General features: G+C 55.4%; 15 protein-coding genes. 8 read left to right on the forward strand and 7 right to left on the reverse strand.

Features of this window, described 5'->3' with window-relative positions; translation table 11 throughout:
• Positions 1-570 precede the first annotated feature (570 nt).
• The 3 genes from GSQ80_RS10515 to GSQ80_RS10525 all read right to left on the reverse strand — a co-directional run bounded on the left by GSQ80_RS10515 (position 571) and on the right by GSQ80_RS10525 (position 5,129).
• Entirely contained in the window at positions 571-2,922 is a 2,352-nt protein-coding gene (locus GSQ80_RS10515) for a PAS domain S-box protein (protein ID WP_158787602.1), read from the reverse strand.
• 130 nt (positions 2,923-3,052) lie between these two features.
• Complete coding sequence (locus GSQ80_RS10520; RefSeq protein WP_158787603.1) at positions 3,053-3,679, reverse strand: MEDS domain-containing protein; 627 nt, start codon at positions 3,677-3,679, stop codon at positions 3,053-3,055.
• A 367-nt stretch (positions 3,680-4,046) separates the two neighbouring features.
• Entirely contained in the window at positions 4,047-5,129 is a 1,083-nt protein-coding gene (locus GSQ80_RS10525; protein WP_158787604.1) for a nitronate monooxygenase family protein, read from the reverse strand.
• 289 nt (positions 5,130-5,418) lie between these two features.
• Between GSQ80_RS10525 and GSQ80_RS10530 the strand changes: the two genes are divergently transcribed.
• Positions 5,419-5,862 (forward strand): VOC family protein, encoded by a 444-nt coding sequence (locus GSQ80_RS10530; protein ID WP_158787605.1) that lies wholly within the window; start codon positions 5,419-5,421, stop codon positions 5,860-5,862.
• A 163-nt stretch (positions 5,863-6,025) separates the two neighbouring features.
• On the opposite strand, the gene GSQ80_RS10535 is transcribed toward GSQ80_RS10530, so the two are convergent.
• Entirely contained in the window at positions 6,026-6,928 is a 903-nt protein-coding gene (locus GSQ80_RS10535) for an SDR family oxidoreductase (RefSeq protein WP_158787606.1), read from the reverse strand.
• Positions 6,929-6,991: 63 nt separating this feature from the next.
• Positions 6,992-7,720, reverse strand: a complete 729-nt coding sequence (locus GSQ80_RS10540; RefSeq protein ID WP_158787607.1) for an SDR family oxidoreductase — start codon at positions 7,718-7,720, stop codon at positions 6,992-6,994.
• Positions 7,721-7,823: 103 nt separating this feature from the next.
• On the opposite strand from GSQ80_RS10540, the gene GSQ80_RS10545 reads away from it, so the two are divergent.
• Positions 7,824-8,738 carry a LysR family transcriptional regulator gene (locus GSQ80_RS10545; RefSeq protein ID WP_158787608.1) on the forward strand — a complete coding sequence of 305 codons (915 nt, stop codon included), beginning with the start codon at positions 7,824-7,826 and terminating at the stop codon, positions 8,736-8,738.
• Positions 8,739-9,014: 276 nt separating this feature from the next.
• Here the strand turns inward: GSQ80_RS10545 and GSQ80_RS10550 are convergent, their stop codons facing one another.
• Complete coding sequence (locus GSQ80_RS10550) at positions 9,015-9,524, reverse strand: DUF4136 domain-containing protein (protein WP_158787609.1); 510 nt, start codon at positions 9,522-9,524, stop codon at positions 9,015-9,017.
• A gap of 266 nt (positions 9,525-9,790) precedes the next feature.
• The gene (locus GSQ80_RS10555; RefSeq protein WP_158787610.1) at positions 9,791-10,540 is read right to left on the reverse strand and encodes a hypothetical protein; all 750 of its coding nucleotides are present in this window, start codon (positions 10,538-10,540) and stop codon (positions 9,791-9,793) included.
• Positions 10,541-11,263: 723 nt separating this feature from the next.
• On the opposite strand from GSQ80_RS10555, the gene GSQ80_RS10560 reads away from it, so the two are divergent.
• The 6 genes from GSQ80_RS10560 to GSQ80_RS10585 form a co-directional block, all read left to right on the forward strand.
• Positions 11,264-13,384: an OmpA family protein gene (locus GSQ80_RS10560; protein WP_158787611.1), complete on the forward strand. Its 2,121-nt coding sequence runs from the start codon at positions 11,264-11,266 to the stop codon at positions 13,382-13,384.
• Between the two features lie 570 nt (positions 13,385-13,954).
• A complete protein-coding gene (locus GSQ80_RS10565) occupies positions 13,955-15,043 on the forward strand; it encodes a BamA/TamA family outer membrane protein (RefSeq protein WP_158787612.1) in 1,089 nt (362 codons plus the stop codon).
• Positions 15,044-15,105: 62 nt separating this feature from the next.
• Positions 15,106-15,624: a hypothetical protein gene (locus tag GSQ80_RS10570; RefSeq protein WP_158787613.1), complete on the forward strand. Its 519-nt coding sequence runs from the start codon at positions 15,106-15,108 to the stop codon at positions 15,622-15,624.
• Between the two features lie 36 nt (positions 15,625-15,660).
• On the forward strand, positions 15,661-15,882 hold the full coding sequence (locus GSQ80_RS10575; protein ID WP_158787614.1) for a hypothetical protein: 222 nt from the start codon (positions 15,661-15,663) through the stop codon (positions 15,880-15,882).
• A 431-nt stretch (positions 15,883-16,313) separates the two neighbouring features.
• Positions 16,314-17,894: an arylsulfatase gene (locus GSQ80_RS10580; protein ID WP_158787615.1), complete on the forward strand. Its 1,581-nt coding sequence runs from the start codon at positions 16,314-16,316 to the stop codon at positions 17,892-17,894.
• A gap of 481 nt (positions 17,895-18,375) precedes the next feature.
• The coding region (locus GSQ80_RS10585; protein WP_254059574.1) for a DUF3300 domain-containing protein at positions 18,376-19,610 on the forward strand (1,235 nt) is incomplete at its 3' end.

Genomic DNA, 19,610 nt, shown 5'->3' on the forward strand with positions numbered 1-19,610 from the left:
GTTTGCTGACACCCACAGTTGGCTATGTTGCCTTTCGATAATTGAACAATCTTTGGAATGAATCACGCGGACCCACCTCGACACGCGAGCTTCTTCGAGATCCCGGCCCGTGTAGTCACGCCACCACTTATCGAAAAAGTCGATCTGCCCATCTGGTAGTGCAGTCCATACTAGACCGGAGAGGGCCTTGATGACGCGATTGAACTCGTCCTCCACCGAAGTCCTTTCTAAATAATGTCCTACATCCACAGAATGCCCCACAGGACATGCAGGTGTCGATAAGACTTTGGTATTGGTTTCACACGTTGTTCATCGCAACGCGAGTTGCAAAGACACTGTTGCCGGACATTCTCCATTTCGATCGGGGTTGCCCGCGTCCTACCCCGTAAATGGCCGGGCGCTTGCTCACGGCGTCATCAATGTTTTTCTTCCTATTCCGACGAACGGCAAGGTGAGCAGGGAAAATGTGGGCCCGCATACTGACCTGCTCGACACGTTCCCTATGTCGGACCGCCGCACATGCTTCGTTTTACCCAATCCAACGCGGCCGCGGCCTAGCGATCGACGGCACTAAGGGAGTTCGGCGCCGTCCGAATCATAGGGGATAGAGAATGCGAAGGAGGATCCTGGCCCGTCATTGGCGGATGCCCACAGCCGACCGCGATGGGCTTCAATAATCGAGCGGCTGATGGAAAGCCCGATCCCCATACCGTCGGCCTTGGAGGTGTAGAACGATTCAAAGAGCCGATCAGCAGCCCTTGGAGCGAAACCAATACCGGTATCCCGCACCGTCAATTGGACGTTCTTGTTTTCGTCCGATTCGGTCTTGATCACCAACTGTCTCGGCCGGTCTTCAATATCTCTCATCGCGTCGGAAGCATTCCGAAGTAGATTCAGGATGACCTGCTGAATTTGAATCCGGTCGCCTTTCACCGCTGGCAGATTCTCGGCCAAGTCCTGCTGGACCACGACACGGTTACTCTGGAGATCGCCCAAGGAGAGCGCGATCACTTCTCGTGTGGCATTGTTCAGGTCAACCGACTCTTCCGCTGTTTCGTTTTTCCTGAATAGATCACGAAGCCGTGCGATCACATCCGAGGCTCGATTCCCATCGCGAATGGTGCGCCGTGCGGTCTCGCGCGCTCCATCGATGTTTGGGGGACTGCTGTCCAGCATACGCAGGCAGGTGCCGGCATTCAGCAGGATACCGGATAGTGGCTGGTTCACCTCGTGTGCGATCGATGCTGTAAGTTGTCCCATGGTCATCACGCGCGTCACGTGGGCTAACTCCGCCTGAGTTTTCCGCAACTCCTCCTGGGATTGTTTCCAATCGTGCATATCCACTACCGTTCCGAACCATTTTAGGATCCGCCCATTTTCATCCAGTAGAGGGAGTGCGCTCGTGATGCACCATCGGTACGTGTGATCTGCAGCATGCAAGGCACGAACCTCGACTTGATATGGCTGGCCAGTCGCAAGACAGGATATCCATATTTTTGTTGCACGATTTGCGTCGTCTGGATGAACAAGTTTTCCCCAGCCTTCACCCATGACTTCCTTGGCCGAAAGCCCTGAGTAATCGAGTACGCGCGTATTGCAGTAGTCGATCAACCCGTCCGGGGTCGCACTCCATAGCATCTCCGGGATGGTCTCTGTCATCTGACGCAGGTTGAATTCACTTTGCCGCAAGCGCTGTTGCGCCAATTTTGATTCAGTAATGTCCCGGATGAAACCGCTAAAGAACCACTCGTCGCCTAACTTGAGCGGCATCACTTGTAACTCAACAGGGAACTGTTCGCCGCTACGCCTGACCGCCGTCATTTCAATGGGTCGTCTCAGTAATGGACCCTCGCCACTTGCCAGAAAGTGACGCAGGCCCCGCTCGTGCGCCAGCCGTAATTCGTGAGGAATAATCAGATCGGAGATCCGCCGGCCTATCGCTTCCGCCTGGGGCCACCCGAAAATAACTGCCGCCTGTTCGTTCCAGCTCCTGATGATTCCCTCGGCATCCATTGTGACCACCGCATCCAGAGCGGTATCCACTATCAATCGAGTCTTTTCTTCGGCTCTTCTCAGATTCTCCTGGACCTGTTTCAGATCGCTGATGTCGGTAGATGTTCCGACGAACCGGACAACGTTTCCTTCGGCGTTATGCAGCGCTACCGCTCGGTTCAAATGCCATCGATATTCCCCGTCAGGGGCTCGTCGGAAGCGTGTCTCCATCGTGAAGCCGTGCCCCGAGCGGATCCCATCCCAAAACGTATTCACTGCGCCATCACGATCCTCGGGATGCATCGCATCCATCCATGCCTCGGGTTTGGATCGGACAAATGAGAGTGTTTGACCGGTGTACTCTAGCCATCCCTGGTTCACAAAATCCAGGACACCATCGGACTTGAACGTCCAAGCCGCTACCGGAAGATGCTGCAACAGGTTGACCTGGAGTTCCAGCTCCTTATTGGATTCGGCAAGCTCCTTTGTGCGCTGCGCGACCCGCCGATCCAGATCGGTCGCAAGGCGCTTTTGCTCTTCCAGGAGGCGAGCTTCCCGCAGGCCGATGGCCGCCTGGTTCGCAGCCACGCTTAAGATGAGTCTCTCGGTTTGCTCCGGGAAGCCTGCTCGCTCCGAGCCTGCCAGGAGCACGCCAATATCTCCCTGAAGCCCAATCAGCAATGGCACGATCGTAAGGTCGCTGTCTCCGAATCGACGACTAATGAAGGGGGGCCAATTCTTGGCGTCAACCCCCAAAGAGTCAATGAGGATTTCGCCAATCTCGCTCGGCCTCCCCGTTACTTTGAGAGATGGAGCGCACCGCACCATTTCCAATGGTCTCTCATCGTTGAACGCACGCAACCGGATGCAGACGAAATCCAGGTGCAAAATTCCTTGAAGTGCATCGAGCAACGTGTTTGCTACCTGCATGCCTCGCCGCCAACCCACAACGCGGGAAGGCTGAAGATGCTCACCAGATCGCTGATGGAGCGTCGGAGACGCGTGATTTCTTCAGCGAGATCTTGGGATTGTCCTTCCATGTGCGTTCGCCTGTGGGTCGCTAAACTTGAGTCGCATGCCGCTCGCGCAGAAACAAGTCAGGTGGGACAAAAAACGGATTCTGATGGAGGATGCCTCCGACGATGACCATCGGGTGCGTTCGAAGGATGCTAATCACCGCATCTCCGCAAAATTTCGTCAGGTTATAGGTGCAGATCACCGCGTCGTCGTGGCAGCTCCAGACATCGTTTACACGGGACTCGAATTCAATCACGTCTTCCAACCTGGACTCATCCCCGACCACCCAATCCATGCGACAAACGATGCGGCTGAGCGGATAGCCTCCACTGGCGTTGCCGCTGGCCAATTGTTCGAAGGTATTGAGCATCCGGTTCTGGTCGAACCTGCCATCGCGAAGATAGGTTTCCGTGTTGATCTTCACTTCCAATTGGCCGGTTTGTAGGGCAGTGTCGGCGTCGATTCCGGCGGAGGCAAGACGATGGAAATGTTCGTCGCGCTGATGCGGGTTTACGACTTGAATGGCCTTATCTCCGCACTCAATTCCATCCTTAATGAACGGAAGCAGCACGCGATACTCTTCGTCGTCCGTCGAGAAAAATGCGCAAACATGGCGAAGCTCGCCAAGTTGAGAGCCTGCTAGAGAAATCGGCGCTGCGTTCCTCTTCATAATCAATCCCTTCCTGCAGATATGCTGGATGGCCCCGAGGTATGGTGTGCTTCGACAGCCCGTGCAGAGGGCAGCTGCTCATTAACCAGTCCGTTGAGATGAGCTGCATGCAGACGTAGATACGGAATTCTAACGTCACCTGAGGACGGTCCCAAGCGCACTCGGCGGGGAGATGGATCGCATCCAAAGGCAACTTGATCATACGCCGATCTTCCCGGAGATCCCCGCAATATCGTAACAAAATGACTATTTTACTTAGGAATTCTCGCGCATGTGTTGCTGCCACACAGCGTTCCTATGGAGTCAAACAGGCTCCCACGCCATCGGGCGATCGGGATGCGAGATGGCCGTTTACCCTCATTAAGGCTTAGCAGTGGGTTCGCTTTGCTGCGTCGCGAACCAGCGAGTTCAGTAACTCGTCAACACTGGAACACTTGGCCAGATTTGCGCTTTGCCCGGCCCAGAGCGCGAGCAATTGAGCATTTTCTGCCTGCCGTGCGGGCATGGCGAGATGACGCATAAGCGATCGTTGTAGGGGATACGGCAAGATCTCCGCACCCGGTTGGTTCATCCAATCGAGAAGTTCATTGTGGATTCCCCGCGCCAGTCTTCCGGTGAATCCCCGCGTAAGTGCAGTATGTCCAGCGCGGCCATTGAGGATGGCTTCCCGATGGAGCGGGTGCGCACCAGACTCTTCGCAGGCCAGAAAAACCGTGCCCATCTGGACTCCTTCCGCACCTAGTGCAAACGCGGCAGCGATACCGCGGGCATCGGCGATGCCGCCCGCCGCGATGACGGGAATGCTCACCGCATCGACCGTCTGCGGAACAAGCGATATCGTTCCCGTCAATGAATCTTCCGACGGGCGCAAGAAAGATCCCCTGTGCCCACCCGCTTCAAAACCCGATGCGACCACGAGATTCACGCCCTCTTGTTCCAGTACAGCAGCCTCGTCCGGGGTCGTTGCTGTGCCGATCGTGACGATGCCTTGCCTGCTGGCCTCGTCTAGGATCTCCCTCTGCGGCGCGCCGTAGATGAACGAGAACACGGGGACCTTGGCATCGAGCAGCACGCGAACCTGGTCTTCAAAACGTATTGGCTTGTAACCGGAAAACGATGGCTGGTTATCTCCGACTTTCTCGATGTGCGGTGCGAGGTGCGAAAGCGCTAGATTGAATGCGGCTGCATCAGAGGTCGTCGCTCCTTCATCTTCCATGGAGACCCATAGGTTCATGGCGAATGGCTTAGGGGTGAGCGAACGGATCTCGCCGATTACGTCCTTGATCGCCTCGGGTTCAAGACCGTGAGCGCCAAAGGAGCCGAGGCCGCCAAAGTTCGACACCGCCGCAGTGAGCGCTTGCGACGAAAAGCCTCCTAGCGGTCCCTGGATGATGGGGTACCGAATTCCGACGGCCGTTGCAACCCTCGTTTCATTCCATTCTTTGGCCATATCACCTCGCGAGCTTTCCGTTTCTTTGGCTCTCCATCTCCACGGTCATTTTCTGCACATGCTTCAGAGAGGTCAAGATGAAGGGCTTATTTCGAGAGCCCTTGGTTCTGAATGGTGCGGCCCAAAAACGGGCTTAGCGAACAATTAATCGCAAACGATACCAAAGTGTGGACCGATACCTTGGTCCAATTGTTTCGCCTTTCTTCGTCTGGCTTAATTGTGGGTGTGTTACCGATGCTGGTTGCCCAAATCAACAGGAGAGCACGGTTGATCGGAATTGGAGTCGTCCATGAGCGTACAAGTCGAACAGAAGAGTTATGAGATGCCCCCGCGGGAGGGGATCAGCATCGCGCATTTCCTCACCGTGAAGGACATCGAGCGATCGGCTCGCTACTACGAAAAGGTCTTCGGTGCTCGCGTTTTGAGCCTTGGAGATGGCAACGCGCCCGGCTACCTTCAGCTCGCGAACATCTGGATGATTGTGAACGTGGGGGGCGGCCCCACTCCGGACAAACCGACGGTATCGCTCAGCGTCCCTGACCCGAATCACCTCAACAGCTTTTTGAATTTCCGCGTTGCGGATATTCAAGCATGCTATGAACTATGGAAGAGTCGCGGCGCCGAATTTATCACGGCGCCGATTCCCAAGTACGGCGAGATTCGCTGCTACATCCGCGATCCTGACGGCTACATTATCGAGGTTGGTCAAAGCACAGATGTTACATACGGTTGACACCTGGCTTGGATGAGTTCCTTGGATTAGTCGCATTCATCTCTAACCCTGCGGTACCGGCTGTTGTGCCCGGGGATGCGGCAGCGCACGCATGAGCACCTCCGATTCCGCAGAACTGTGCAAAGGATCGATCCGTCCGTCAGGCGGAAACAATCCGGGAGAATCAGAGGGAATACACAACCGGAGCCAACAGATCCGACAGACCGATATTGCGATACATTTCGGTGCGAACACGGTCTGCTACTCCGTTTACGATCTCCGCACCATCCTGCGCGGGATCGATGTGTACTCGAAACGGACGCTTTCCGAAGGGCAAATTCACCACGTTGACGATAGCTTTGGCGACATCAGCCACATCAGCATCGGCAGGCGCGGTAGCGGCAAAACCCTTCATGATGTCGTCACCAAGGTGCGCGTAAGGCCCGTTGTCGTACTCGGCCTGACGCTCCTTGTCTGCTGGTGCACCGGCATGGGCGAAGTGATTCGTACCGGAGGTGAAGGCTCCCGGAACGATGATCGAGGTCTCGATGCCCCAGCGATTCAACTCTGCGGCATAGCTGACGGCGAGCGCATCCATAGCCGCCTTCGCCGCAAAGTAGGGTGATAGATAAGGTGGCGTGCCGCCGCGAGTGCTGGTGCTCCCGACCCATAGCACCAACCCCTTTTTCTGTTTGCGCAGTTGCGGCAGCGCGGCACGATTGACGCGCTGCGTGCTGAGCACATTGGTGTCATAAACCTGCAGGAGCTGTTCGGGAGTGAAGGCTTCCGCCGCACCAAAGACCATGTGTCCGGCGTTGTGGATGACGACATCGAGACGGCCGTCTTTCTCGACGATAGTCCTGATAGCCTGGTCGGCTGATTCCTGAGAGGCCACATCCAGCTCGATCGCGCGAAGGTCTACGTTTTTTTCCTTTGCGAACTGCACGACTGCCTCTACCTGTGCAGCATTGCGGCCTTTGGTCTCGCGCATGCTCGCGTAGACAGTATGACCGGCGATGGCAAGAGCGCTTGCCGCGAGCGCGCCAAAACCGCTCGAAGCTCCTGTGATGACGATGATGTTCTTCATATCGAATCTCCTGTTCTTCGGGTTGTGGGAATGGAAGGGATGACTGGGAATGATGGCTGCTGTTTATGCGAAGCCACCATTTGCGCGAAGCACCTGCGCGTTGACCCATCCGCCGTCGGGCCCGGCAAGAAAGGAGACGACGCCGGCGATATCGTCGGGCTGTCCGAGCCGCTCAAGCGGCGCCATGCTGCTGATCTGTTTGATCTGCTCTTCAGTCTTGCCGTCCAGGAAGAGCTCCGTCCCTACAGGTCCAGGCGCAACGGCGTTGACCGTAATCTTGTGTCCGCGAAGCTCGTTGGCGAGGACATGGACAAGGCCCTCGACGCCTGCCTTGGAGGCGATGTAAGGGCCGTAGGCAGGGAAGTTTTTAGCGAGGACGCTGCTGGAGAAGGCGATAATTCGGCCTCCCTCGGCTACGTGCTGCGCCGCCTGCGAGAGGACGAGGAAGGTTCCGCGCAGGTTCGTGGCGATGACCTTGTCGAAGGTCTCGACGTCGCCTTTGGCGATGGGCGAAAGAGGCATGATGCCTGCGTTGTTGACCACGACGTCGATCTGGCCGAACGCCTTGAGGGTCTTTTCGAAGAGCTGCTTGACGTCTGCGGGATTAGCAACATCAGCCTGGACTGCAAGGGCGCGTCCGCCTGAGCCGGTAATCTCGTTGACTACCTCTTCCGCTTTGGCTGCATTGCCGGCATAGTTGACGACGACGCCGAATCCGTCGGCTGCGAGACGAAGGGCGATGGCACGTCCGATGCCACGGGATGCTCCGGTTACGATAACTGTCTTTCTCATGATAGTTCTCCTTTTGGCGGCTTCTTCGAACTTGAAGTCCGTCATTAAAAAGAGATTGAACCTGGCGGAGCTATACGTCCAATGCATAGTAATAATATTGATTATGCGTGTAACGCAGCTACGTCAGGCCGACCTAAATCTCCTTGTTGTGTTTTCGGTACTTGCCGAGGAGCGCAACGTATCCCGTGCCGCCAAGCGGTTGCTACTGAGCCAGCCTGCGGTGAGCCGCGCATTGCAGCGGATGCGGGATACGTTTCACGACGATCTGCTGGTGCGGACGGCAAAGGGTTATGAACCAACGCCACAAGGCGAACGTGTTCTTCAAGAGCTCGAGATCATGTTGCCGAGATTAGACCGGCTCATCTCGGGTTCGACATTCGACCCGGTGACAGAACATTGTTCCTTCCGGATTGCGGCGACAGACAATGCGACCTCGATCATCGCACCCGTTCTTTGTCGCGAGGTTCTCCCGGTGGCGCGACAGGTTCGCTTCACCTTCGCAAGTTGGAGAGGAGATGTTTTCGAGGACTTGAATCACGGTCGGCTCGATCTCGCCTTGATTGGTGACGAAGGCTCTGTGCCATCACCGCTGTTGACCGAGGTGATCTATGAGGAGGAACTTGTCTGCATTGTGGCGGCGGACGCGCCCTACCAGCGGCAACTCACTTTGAAGCAATATCTCGCGGCCGAACACATTGGCGTCGACGTCGTCGAAGGCTCGCAACATATACCGGAAAAACGTCTCGCAGCGCATGGTCATCGCCGTCGCACAGTGATTACCCTGCCATATTTCGGCGCGGCTACGCGGTGCATTCCCGGAACCAAACTGATTCTTACCGCACCCCGGCGATTCGCAGGATTGGAGGCGGAAAATCGCAAAATCAAGGTGCTGAAGGCACCGGGAGAGCTAACCGGCTTCAAGTACCTAATGATCTGGCATCCGCGACTCGATACGGATGCTGCGCATGCATGGCTTCGAGGCGAGATCAGGAGTATCGGCAAGCAGATCGGCTCATGATCTTCCTATCGACCGAATCGGATTGCGTAACGGTCATGCCGCGAGCAGTTCCCGAGTCACAGGCAAGCGGCAGGTAATTTTCAAATGGAGCCAACAGACGGACGCGCGCCACGCAACAATTCCTAAGGCACGCCATTGAACAGCGTAGCGAGTTTTTCATTACCGCATTTTCGCGAGCGACTTCATCAGCTCTCGACTGTGCAAAGCGATCTCTGCGGCCTCAGGTTTTGGGCGAAGGGCAGTGGATCGCGACTCTGAGAGCCCTATGATCGATCGCTAACTTTTTGGCCATTGTTTGAACATCTTTGTGACCGCTTTCTGCACCACCTGCTGATTTTTGCTGCCGTTGTTGCTGAGGGTGTTCTGGCCCATGCCACGCCATACCAGGCTCTGAGTTTTCGCGTCGTAAAGATCGACGATCAAGGTCCCAATAACATTTTGCTGCGGGGTAATGGTGCCCATGCCGCCGCCGAATCCCCGCATACCCATTGCGGTGTAGGAGGTTTGCTGTTGCATTCCTCCATTAGCGGTAACGATCAGATCCGGAGTTTGATTTTCGCCGACCTTCTGCAGACCTTTTCCCTGCAGCGCCGCGTCGACATTTTGCATTGCCACCTGCGCCAGTATCGAATTCTTGATTTGGTTGGCGTTATTGGAACCCCATGCATAGGTGTGATATCCCGCAAAACTCTGACTTTGGTTGTAGTTGACTGAGACCGTTTGGCCAAGGGCAATCGTGGCCGTCATGCAAAGCAAAATCGCGCACCATACAGATTTGATCTTCATGAACCATCTCCTTTTGCAATCCGATTTTTTGCTTACAACTTCTCAACTGTCCTGATCCGGTATCATCCTGCACGATGAATAAGTCGATAGGTACTCGTTCTATCTCCGAAGCGGCTCAGGCCAGGTGAAGTTCGAGGCGTTGAATGCGCCTCCGATGGTCGGGAGGACATTTAGTTGTGCAGCGTATGGTTTATTGGCCTTGGCGGGGAGTGAGTCTCGCGGGCTTTCCGCTATGCCCATTCCGCTTCTCGTTCGCCATTTCTCCGCTAGCCACCGATCATCTGGTAATTCGAGTTTGTAGTTGTCACAACGAGGTTTTTTGCGGCTGCGTTCAGAACAGTCTGTTGGGTATAGTTCGTCCCGTCGGGAAGGCTACCCATTTGAACCTGCAATGTGACCGCATCTTTCGATTGGCCCATATAGGTTTGGACGCTCAATGAGATGACCTTCTTTGTCGAGGGGTCAAAGGTAATCGTCATCTGATCGCCGGGCTGCGCATAGTTCTTGAAGATTAGATTTACCAAGCCGCCACTGGGATTGAAGGAGGCATTGCCCGCTGCGAACGCCTGTTGCATCTTTTGAGGGTTAGGTGGAACGTATTGAGCGAGAAGAACCTTCACGTCTCCCATATAGTCCTGCATTTCTCCTGTCTTGTTCGCGATGACCCTTTGCTTCAATCTGCCGCCGCTGGGCGGTGGTGGGGGTGGAGTAATAGGAGTCTTCTGGACCTGTCCGTCGGGGCCGTATTGACATAATTTCTGAGACGGAGGCTTTGGATCACCCTTCAGTGTGAGCTGCGTTGTCTCTATCCATTGATACTTCTGTAGTCTCACCTTGTTCGCTGCCATCGATTGCTGGACAGCTGCAAGCTTCTGTTGCAGTTCGGGACTTTGAGCAATCAGCGGAAGAGCAAATGTAACTGCGATGGAACACGTGATCATCCAGCGTTTAGGGACGAACCTTATAGTTTCGCCGCCGCGCGTTTTAAAAAGTAGAAGTGCGCTTCTTGGATTCATGAATTTCCCTCATTCTCTTTAGGTCTTGTGAATTGTCGGTATCAAACCATGCACGTTGCTCTCGCCGGTGGAACTACGCATGCCAAAGGAACTTGGAGAAGCACACTGGGAAAGTCCAGTACAGCCTAGACCGATTATGTTGCGTCGGGAACTGTTAATAGTGACAGACGTTGCTAGATGCTTTGTGTGTTGCCAGTTGAATCTTGAATCGCCGCACCTTCGATATTTTGTTGTCCGGTAGATTGCGGACCCGTGCAGAAGAGGCTGTACGCGAGTATCCAAATACGCAACTGCTAACCCATATCCTTTGTGCAAGATCTGGTCGAACAAGTTGTAGCTTGCTTGATTCATGGGCAAGACTGCTCTTGCCAAGAAGATTGGACTCGACTGGTATTTTTACCAGTTGGCATTTGAAATGTGCACAGGCAGAATCAATCCACCTCATGAGGGCGTTGATCGGCGGAGCGATGTATGGCCGTGCCAGATGGTACAAGCAGAGGTCGCTTCCATGTCGCGTGAGATTCGATGCAGGAGCTTCTGTGTCGGCGATTTCGGGAGTTGGGCAGCGCAAGGGCGAGAGAGTGACGCAGCGAGGATAACAGTCAATGTCTACGGTGGCGACACGCCGCGGATGCAAAACGAACACAAAGCGAAAGCTCTGCAACGAGTCGAAACTGATGGCTCGGTAAAATTTCACAGTTTTTTGCACAGGGAGGATTTCTCATGCGTATTCACAGAAGGATCTGCGGTGTTGACGTCGCTACAACGATGGGTCTGCTACTTCTGACAACCGCCTCTGCGATGGCCCAGACTCAGGTCAAGACGCAAGTTCTGGACCAGGATCAGGTCGAGGCTCGGGCGGATACGAGTGTGCCTGCGACGACCAGCGTGGTGGCTATGGTGAACCCGGAGATGTCGTTTGCCCCATCATCAAGCGAGAGTTTAAGTTCGAGCCCGGCCACGCTTCCGGATGCGCCTTTGCCGTTGCAGGATAATATGCCGCGCGTGCAGCAGTACTCCACGGGAAATAATGCGAGCGATAGTTGGCGCGTTGGAATCTCGCTCTACGGCTGGTTCGCCGGACTGCACGGGACGGTTGGTGTGGCGGGCCACAATGCGGGCATCCATGTTCCTTTCACCGATCTCTTTCACGCGCTGATCTTTGAAATTCCGGTCGCGGTCGAGGCCGATAAGGGCCGCTTCGTGATGCCAATCGATTTCCTATGGATGAAACTCGGAGTCAACAACGCGATCCCCGAAAACGATTTTGAGGAGACGTCGATCAACACTCGCATGACAGAGTCCATCTTCACGCCGAAATTCGGATACCGGCTGGTGGACGCGGATCACTTCAAGTTCGACGTACTTGGCGGCCTGCGCTACTGGTATGTAAGCGTCAACAATACACTGGAGCCGTCGGGCAACAGCTATGGGCGATCGGTGAACATTATTGATGGCCTGGGTGGCGGTCGGATTATCCTGCCTGCCGGAGAAAAGGCGGCCATCACGATATCGGGCGACGCCGGTGCCGGCTCCTCGACGCTGGACTATCAACTCCTGGGCTTGCTGAACCTAAATTTCAACCCCAAGTTTGGCATGGCTCTAGGCTGGCGTTATCTGTACGAGAACTACCGGCCCGACAACCACGAGTTCGTCTACAACCCGACGACGAGTGGCGTGATTGCGGGTCTCAACTTTAATCTTGGCGGCAAGCCACCCATTCCTCCGACAGCATCTTGCTCAGCTTCACCAGGCGAAGTCTACGCGGGCGATCCGGTTACAGTGACTTTGACTCCCGGAGGTCTGAATCCGAAGTTGAGCGCGGTGTATACGTGGACGGGCGACGGCATTACTGGCAGTGGGCCGACCGCAAGCATCAGTACAAGTGCTATGAACCCTGGAACCTACCCGGTACGGGGCGAGGTGAAGGAGGGCAAGCCGGGCAAGGAAGGCGAGAAGCCCTGGCAGGTTGCCAGCTGCTCGACTAGCTACACGGTCAAGCCTTTTCAGCCACCAACCATCAGCTGCTCAGCGAATCCAACTACTGTCAATCCAGGTGACTCGGCAAGCGTTACGGCGCAGGGCGTGAGCCCGCAGAACCGTCCGTTGACCTACAACTATCAGGCTTCCAGTGGCGCCATCAGCGGAAGTGGCGCTACAGCCACTTATTCCTCAGCGGGCGCATCCCCCGGGCCCGTGCAGATCACTTGCGGCGTGACGGATGACAAAGGCCAAATCGCTACGGCGAGTGTTACTGTCAATGTTCAGGCCCCGCCTCCGCCGGTGGTACTTGAGGTTGTCGCCAAGCTGAGATTGCACAGTGTTTACTTCCCAACCGCCCAGCCAACCGTGGCACATCCTGATGGCGGCCTGGTCGACAGCCAAAAGGCCACTCTCGATACGCTCGCTGCCGACTTTACTGGCTATCTGCAAACGGTACCAGACGCTCGTATCACGTTGACCGGTCACGCCGATCCGCGCGGAACTCCTGAATTCAACCAGAAGCTCTCCGAACGCCGTGTTGCTCGCGCCGCGGCTTACCTCGTCGAACACGGTGTTCCCGCGACGAGCATCGATATCAAAGCAGAAGGCGAGGAAAAGCAGCTCAGCAAGGAGGAAGTCCAGGATCTGATCCAGACCAATCCCGACCTGACTGACGAACAGAGGACCAAGCTAATGAGCAACCTGAACGTGATTGTTCTGGCTCAGAACCGCCGCGTTGATATCAGGTTGAACGGATCGGATGACAAGTCTAAGCGGCACTATCCATTCAATGCTGCCGATGCTTCCACTCTTCTCGATCTTCAGAAGCCGGTTCATAAGCCCGCGCGCAGGAAGAGGTAGAAGTCAGTGATTTTCCCTCTGTTCTTGCATACAACGAAGGTGCCAACCAGCCCTTCAGCAGGGAACAGTGAGCTTGTGAAGATTGTCGAAAACCTCCGGAACAGGTCGCTCAGGCCTGTTCCGGAGGTTATAGCAAGAAGATAGAACCACGGAAATCACGCTCAACCTATGTTCCCAAGACGCCGGTGAGACTAGTAGTTCTGACAGTTCTCGCTTCAACCTTGACGGTGCATGATTGCATATGCACTGAAGTGGATCGCGGGTGCGCCGCTCCAGGCGACGATCATCGTGCCAGCCCCAAACGTCGATCCGTTGGAATGGCTGAAGCCCAATTGCTCGCGTTTTTGATAGCTAGGGGAAGAAAGGACTGCTGTGACCTTCCGGTTTGCATTGAGTATCAGGGGCCGTAACCCGGTCTGGGTTCATCGACAGGCATCCGATTCTTTGTGTGCTGCTGCATGGCAAAGGATCTCTCGATCGACTGGTCTTTGTCTTGTCTCGCTACTTTTTCTAGGGATCTGCGACTCGCCGCATCTCTACGCCCAAGACAGTAGTCAGGCAACCGACCAAGTGAAAACTGCGGCAGCACTTGACAATGTTCCCACCACAAAAAAGGACAAGAAAAAGAAGCCGGCCAAAAAAAAGCTTCTCCCTGGCTCTTTTGTGGTCGCGCCACTTCCGATTGTGAGCCCTGCGATTGGCGACGGGATTATTCCGGTAGTGGGCTATATCTTCCCTTTTAGCAAAAATGACAAGATTTCTCCACCTTCTACCGTCGGCGCTGGCGGACTGATCACCGACAATGGTTCGCGTGCCTATTTTCTAGGCGGTCAGTTATTTTTCGACAAGAACAAGTATGAGGTCACGACCGGTTACGCTCACGGCAATATCAATTACAACATTTATGGAGCGGGGTTTGTAAATGGTCCACAGGATCTGAAGCTCCCCCTAGTGCAAACTGGAGAAGTATTTTTTGCCGAAGCGTTACGTCGCGTCTGGTGGCAGATATTCATAGGGCCTCGACTTACAACAGGAAGCTCGTTTATTACGCTGGGCGCGTTCGATAACCCCAATATCCCTCCGATCCCGCCAGATGTAGGTCTTCACACGAACCTGCGTGCCATAGGGGTGAGGACCGTGCGGGACACGCGTGTCAACCATTTTTTTCCGACTTCGGGATCGAAGGTTCAGTTTACCGCGGACTTTTATGCGCAGGCGTTAGGCAGCAAACAAACGTTCCAACAGTACAAGTTCGAATTTGATAAATACATTACCGTGCACAAGAACCAGGTCCTCGCCACCGACGTGTACGTCTGTAACGTGGCAGGCGACGCGCCTTTCTATCAGAAATGCATCTACGGAACCAGCAACGAACTGCGTGGATATACCGCAGGGACGTATTTCGATCGACACATGTATACGGCCCAGGCAGAGTATCGTCTCACGTTGCCAAAACGGATTGGCCTGGCTGCATTCGCGGGCCTTGGCGGGGTGGTCCCTGGAGATAATGAATTCTTCACTTCCAGTCATTTCCTACCAGACATTGGCGGCGGCCCACGATTCAATTTGAGCAAACAATACCACGTGAATCTGCGCGCCGACTTCGCGCGAGGCGTTGGCAGTTGGACCTGGAGCTTGGGTCTCGGCGAGGCATTTTGAAGGAGTCCTAGCCATTTAAATCATCCCATAAGTGAATTTTGTAACGGTATTTCCGTCGCCGCGTGGCAGCCTTTCGGGAGGCTAATGAATTCGGACCACGTAAGCTTGATCGCCCTCGTAGTTATTTTGGGGGTGGCATTCTGGGTATCGTGCTGCGCCGCGTTTTGCCCGCAGAACATTTCGTTCCTGAGTCGGAAACCGTGATCAAACTGGTCACTGGCTTCGTGATGACGATGACCGGAATGATCCTGGGAATGCTCGTATCTTCAGCCAAGGCATCCTACGATGGGCAAAAACTCCTGGTTGCGCAGATGTCGTCCGATGTAATTCTTCTGGACCGCGCCCTGACGGTATATGGTTCAGAGACCGATACAATCCGCGTCCAGATACGTGGGGCACTCGAAGCCGCCGCGGATCGCGTGTGGCCTAGTACCCCATCCACACGGGTCACGCTGCATCCCGAGGACGCGATGGATCGCGTGGAAGCGCAATTGAATGCTCTGCAACCGAAAACAAGCAATCAAGCGTACGCCAAGACGCATTCGATTGCTCTACTTAACAGTTTGCAGCAGTCCAATTAGCTGCTCTTTGTTCAATCGGATACCAACAAGCTTTCGATGCCTCTGCTGGTCATCCTGATCTCATGGATCGTGGCGATCTTCGTCAGCTTCGGTCTTTACGCGCCACCTAATCCCACTGTGATTGCGACAATACTAATCGGCGCCCTGGCCGTCTCGGCCGCCATCCTGATCATTATTGAGATGTATTCACCGTTCAGCGGCATGATGAGGATCTCGTCCGATCCGATTCGTGAAGCAATCGCTCAGCTCAACCATTGAGAATGGCTTGTTCGGCATCCTGCGTCCTTCACGCCGCTGGTAAGTGGACGGAGGCCAAGGCATTCGACCTACAGGTTTTATGCCATTGATCCATACGCTCATTGTTGCTGTCACATTTGACAGTTCACAACAACGATGCCGCGAACTACGCTCCTTGCCAGAGTGAATTAGTTCTTCTCACAGATGTGATCGATTCACATGGGCCAGAATCAGCAACGCGGACGCGAGGCACCCTGCGTTTACGGCAATGAAGAAAGGCTAACAGGTGTCACGGCGACAGAACATTGGTTCGCCTTTGCAAATTGAAATTCTTGGCGGCGGAGGTCGAAGTGAAAGCCGCCAGGTGATTGTCCAACCTCTCACACCGAAGTTGGGTGTGATTTCAGCGCCGAGACCGGCGAACTCAACATAACCCGAAAAAGGAGCGAGACATGGCTACTCAAAAGCCCAATATTCTAATTCTCTGGGGAGATGATATCGGCTGGTGGAATATCAGTTTTAACAGCCGCGGCCAGATGGGCTACCGTACGCCCAACATCGACCGCATCGGCAACGAGGGCGTCGTCTTCACCGACTACTACGGTCAGCAAAGCTGTACGGCCGGCCGCGCAGCCTTCATCACCGGCCAGAACCCGCTCCGCACCGGCCTCACCAAGGTAGGAATGCCCGGCGCCGCGCTGGGCCTCCAACCCGAAGATCCAACCATCGCCGAAATGCTCAAGCCGCTCGGCTATGCTACTGGCCAGTTTGGGAAGAATCATCTGGGCGACAAGAACGAGTTCCTGCCTACTGTGCATGGCTTCGACGAGTTCTTTGGAAACCTCTATCACCTCAATGCTGAAGAAGAGCCCGAGCTTCCGGATTACCCCAAGGACCCGAAGTTCAAGGCAATGTTTGGACCGCGCGGTGTCCTGCACTGCAAAGCGACCGACACCGTCAGCAAAGAGCCCGACGATCCGCGCTTTGGACCCGTCGGCAAGCAAACCATCGAAGATACCGGCCCGCTCACCAAGAAGCGCATGGAGACTGTCGACGAGGAGATCACCGCTGCCGCATTGACATGGATGGAGACACAGGCCAAGGCAGGCACACCCTTCTTCCTCTGGTACAACTCGACCGCCATGCACTTCCGCACGCACGTCGCGGAGAAAAATATCGGCAAAAGTGGCCAGGATCCTTACAGCGATCGCATGGTGGTTCATGATGAGCAGATCGGGCAGATCCTCGATAAGCTCGACGAACTGGGTATCGCCGACAACACCTTTGTCATGTACTCCACCGACAACGGCCCCGAAAACGACACTTGGCCCGATGGCGGTAACACACCGTTCCGAGCGCAGAAGGACACCAACTTCGAGGGTGCATGGCGTGTACCCTGTTTCATGCGCTGGCCCGGCAAGATCGCGGCCGGTTCCACCCTCAACGGAATCGTGTGCCATCAGGACATGCTTCCAACCATCCTTGCCGCAGCTGGCGATCCGAACATCAATCAAAAGTTGTTGGATGGCTATACCGCCGGCGACAAGTCGTGGAACGTCTGCATCGACGGAGTCAACCAGTTGCCCTACCTTACCGGCGCCGTGAAGGAGAGCCCCAGGGATCACTTTTTCTACGTCAGCGACGATGGCGGCGTCATGGCGGTCCGTATCGGCGACTATAAGTTGACGTTTGAAGTGCAGGAATGCCCCGGGACGCTGAAACTTTGGCAACATCCCTTCACGAAACTGCGACTTCCCAACATCCACCATTTGCGTCGCGATCCGTTTGAGCGCGGAGATTACAACTCCAATACCTACCTCGACTGGTTGGTGGATCATGCGCCCTATCTCTACTTGGCACAGGCAGTCGTTGCGGCCCAGGTTGCGAACTTCGTCAAGTTCCCACCACGCCAGAAGGCGGCTTCCTTCAACTTGGATACGGTGATGGCGTCGCTAGGACCAGCTCAGGCCGCAGCAGCCGCAGCCAAGGCAAAGGCAGCAGCAGGTAAGGCAGGGGCACCAGCAACGAAGTAGTAGTAATCGGCAGCCAGGGCGCCCAGCAATGGATGCTCACAACCCTCATTCGAAGGGGAGCTCAAACGGCTCCCTTTCGAATGCAGGAAACTCGAAATGAAGACTGAGACGGCTGCTTTCGCGACCAATTGCCCGGAATTCGCGACCGGCACATTTGAATGCAAGGCCAAGGATTTCTCGGGAACTTATCCCGCGTTTTCGAACAACGGGGACGCCTTCTTAACGTGCACCGCATGGTCGGGCATACAGCGAAGAGCGTACTGCCGTTAGAAACGTTCTACCGAAAATTGGCACACCTCGTCCCACGGAGGAAGAAATGATCAGGAACTTAGCAACAAGAGTTTTATCAACTTCGCTGTGCTTTCTCTTGGTCATTTTGACTGGACCGTTCGGAGCCGAGGTTCAACTGTCGGCACAAGCGGCAGCAGCACCTGCATATTCTGGGCAAGGCGCACCGTTGACGGCTCAAGAGTTGCAGGGATTGGCCGCTCCCATAGCTCTCTATCCGGACGCTTTGGTTGCGCAGATTCTTGGCGCTGCCACCTTTCCTGACCAGATTGCTGCCGCCGGCATGTGGCTTGAACAGAACCAGAGTCTCACGGGCCAAGCCTTGCTGCAGGCCGTCAATGCGCAGTCGTGGGAGCCAAGCGTGAAGGCGCTCACTCAATTTCCTTCGGTCCTTACCAACATGGCGAAGAACCTCAGTTGGACATCCTCGCTGGGCGAGGCCTACGCCACCCAGCCCGCCGACGTAATGACCGCGGTGCAGGTATTGCGCGCAAAGGCGCAAGCCGCCGGCAATCTGAAGTCCGGCGCGCAGATTACAGTCGTGCAGCAATCGCCGCAAGTCATCGTCATTCAGCCCGTGAATCCGCAGGTGGTTTATGTTCCCGCGTATAACCCCGCGGTGGTTTATGGATACCCCTACGTTGTGCCCGGATATAGCACTGCTGCGGTGGTGACCACAGGCGTGATTGCATTTGGAGTAGGCATCGCTGTCGGCATGGCCATCAGCGGCGGTTACGGGTGGGGCTGGAATTCATGGAACTGCGGTTGGCACAGCAGTACTGTCGTCTATCACGGCGGCTCGTACTACGGGAACACCGCCTGGCACGGCAGCAGCTACTATGGCTCGAATGGATATGGAGGCTATGGCAGTGCTTCCAAGGGCTACAATCCCTCGACCGGAACCGTTGCCCGTGGCGGAACCGTCTCGAACGGCTACGGGTCGGTAAGTGGAGGGCAGGCGTACAACACAAGAACCGGGGCCTCCGCCGCAACCGTGCAAGGCTCCAACGCTTATGGCAGCTATGGTGCGTCAACGGCTTCAAAGAACGGCACCACTGTTAATGCCCAGCATCAATCAAACTACAACGGAACCACCGGGCAAGTGCATTCTTCCAACGGCGGCAGTGCTTATGCCGCCTCGGGAAAGTACGGCAATAGTGCTGCTGTCGGTCAGACCGCAAATGGCAACAAATACGCATCAGCCAACGGCAACACCTACAGCAACACAGGAAACGGTTGGAGTGGAAACTCGAACAACACCCAGAAATCCAATAGCTACAATTCATCCGCATCGAAGGGTTACGGATCGCAGCCGAAACCCGCTGGTTCATCGGCCTTCGGCGGGGGCGGGAGCAGCGGCTGGCAATCGAGAGCTGACAGTGCCCGAGGGGCATCCAGCATGGGTGGGGGCGGCGGTTGGAATCGTGG

Source organism: Granulicella sp. L46 (genome assembly GCF_009765785.1).
Taxonomy (GTDB): domain Bacteria; phylum Acidobacteriota; class Terriglobia; order Terriglobales; family Acidobacteriaceae; genus Granulicella.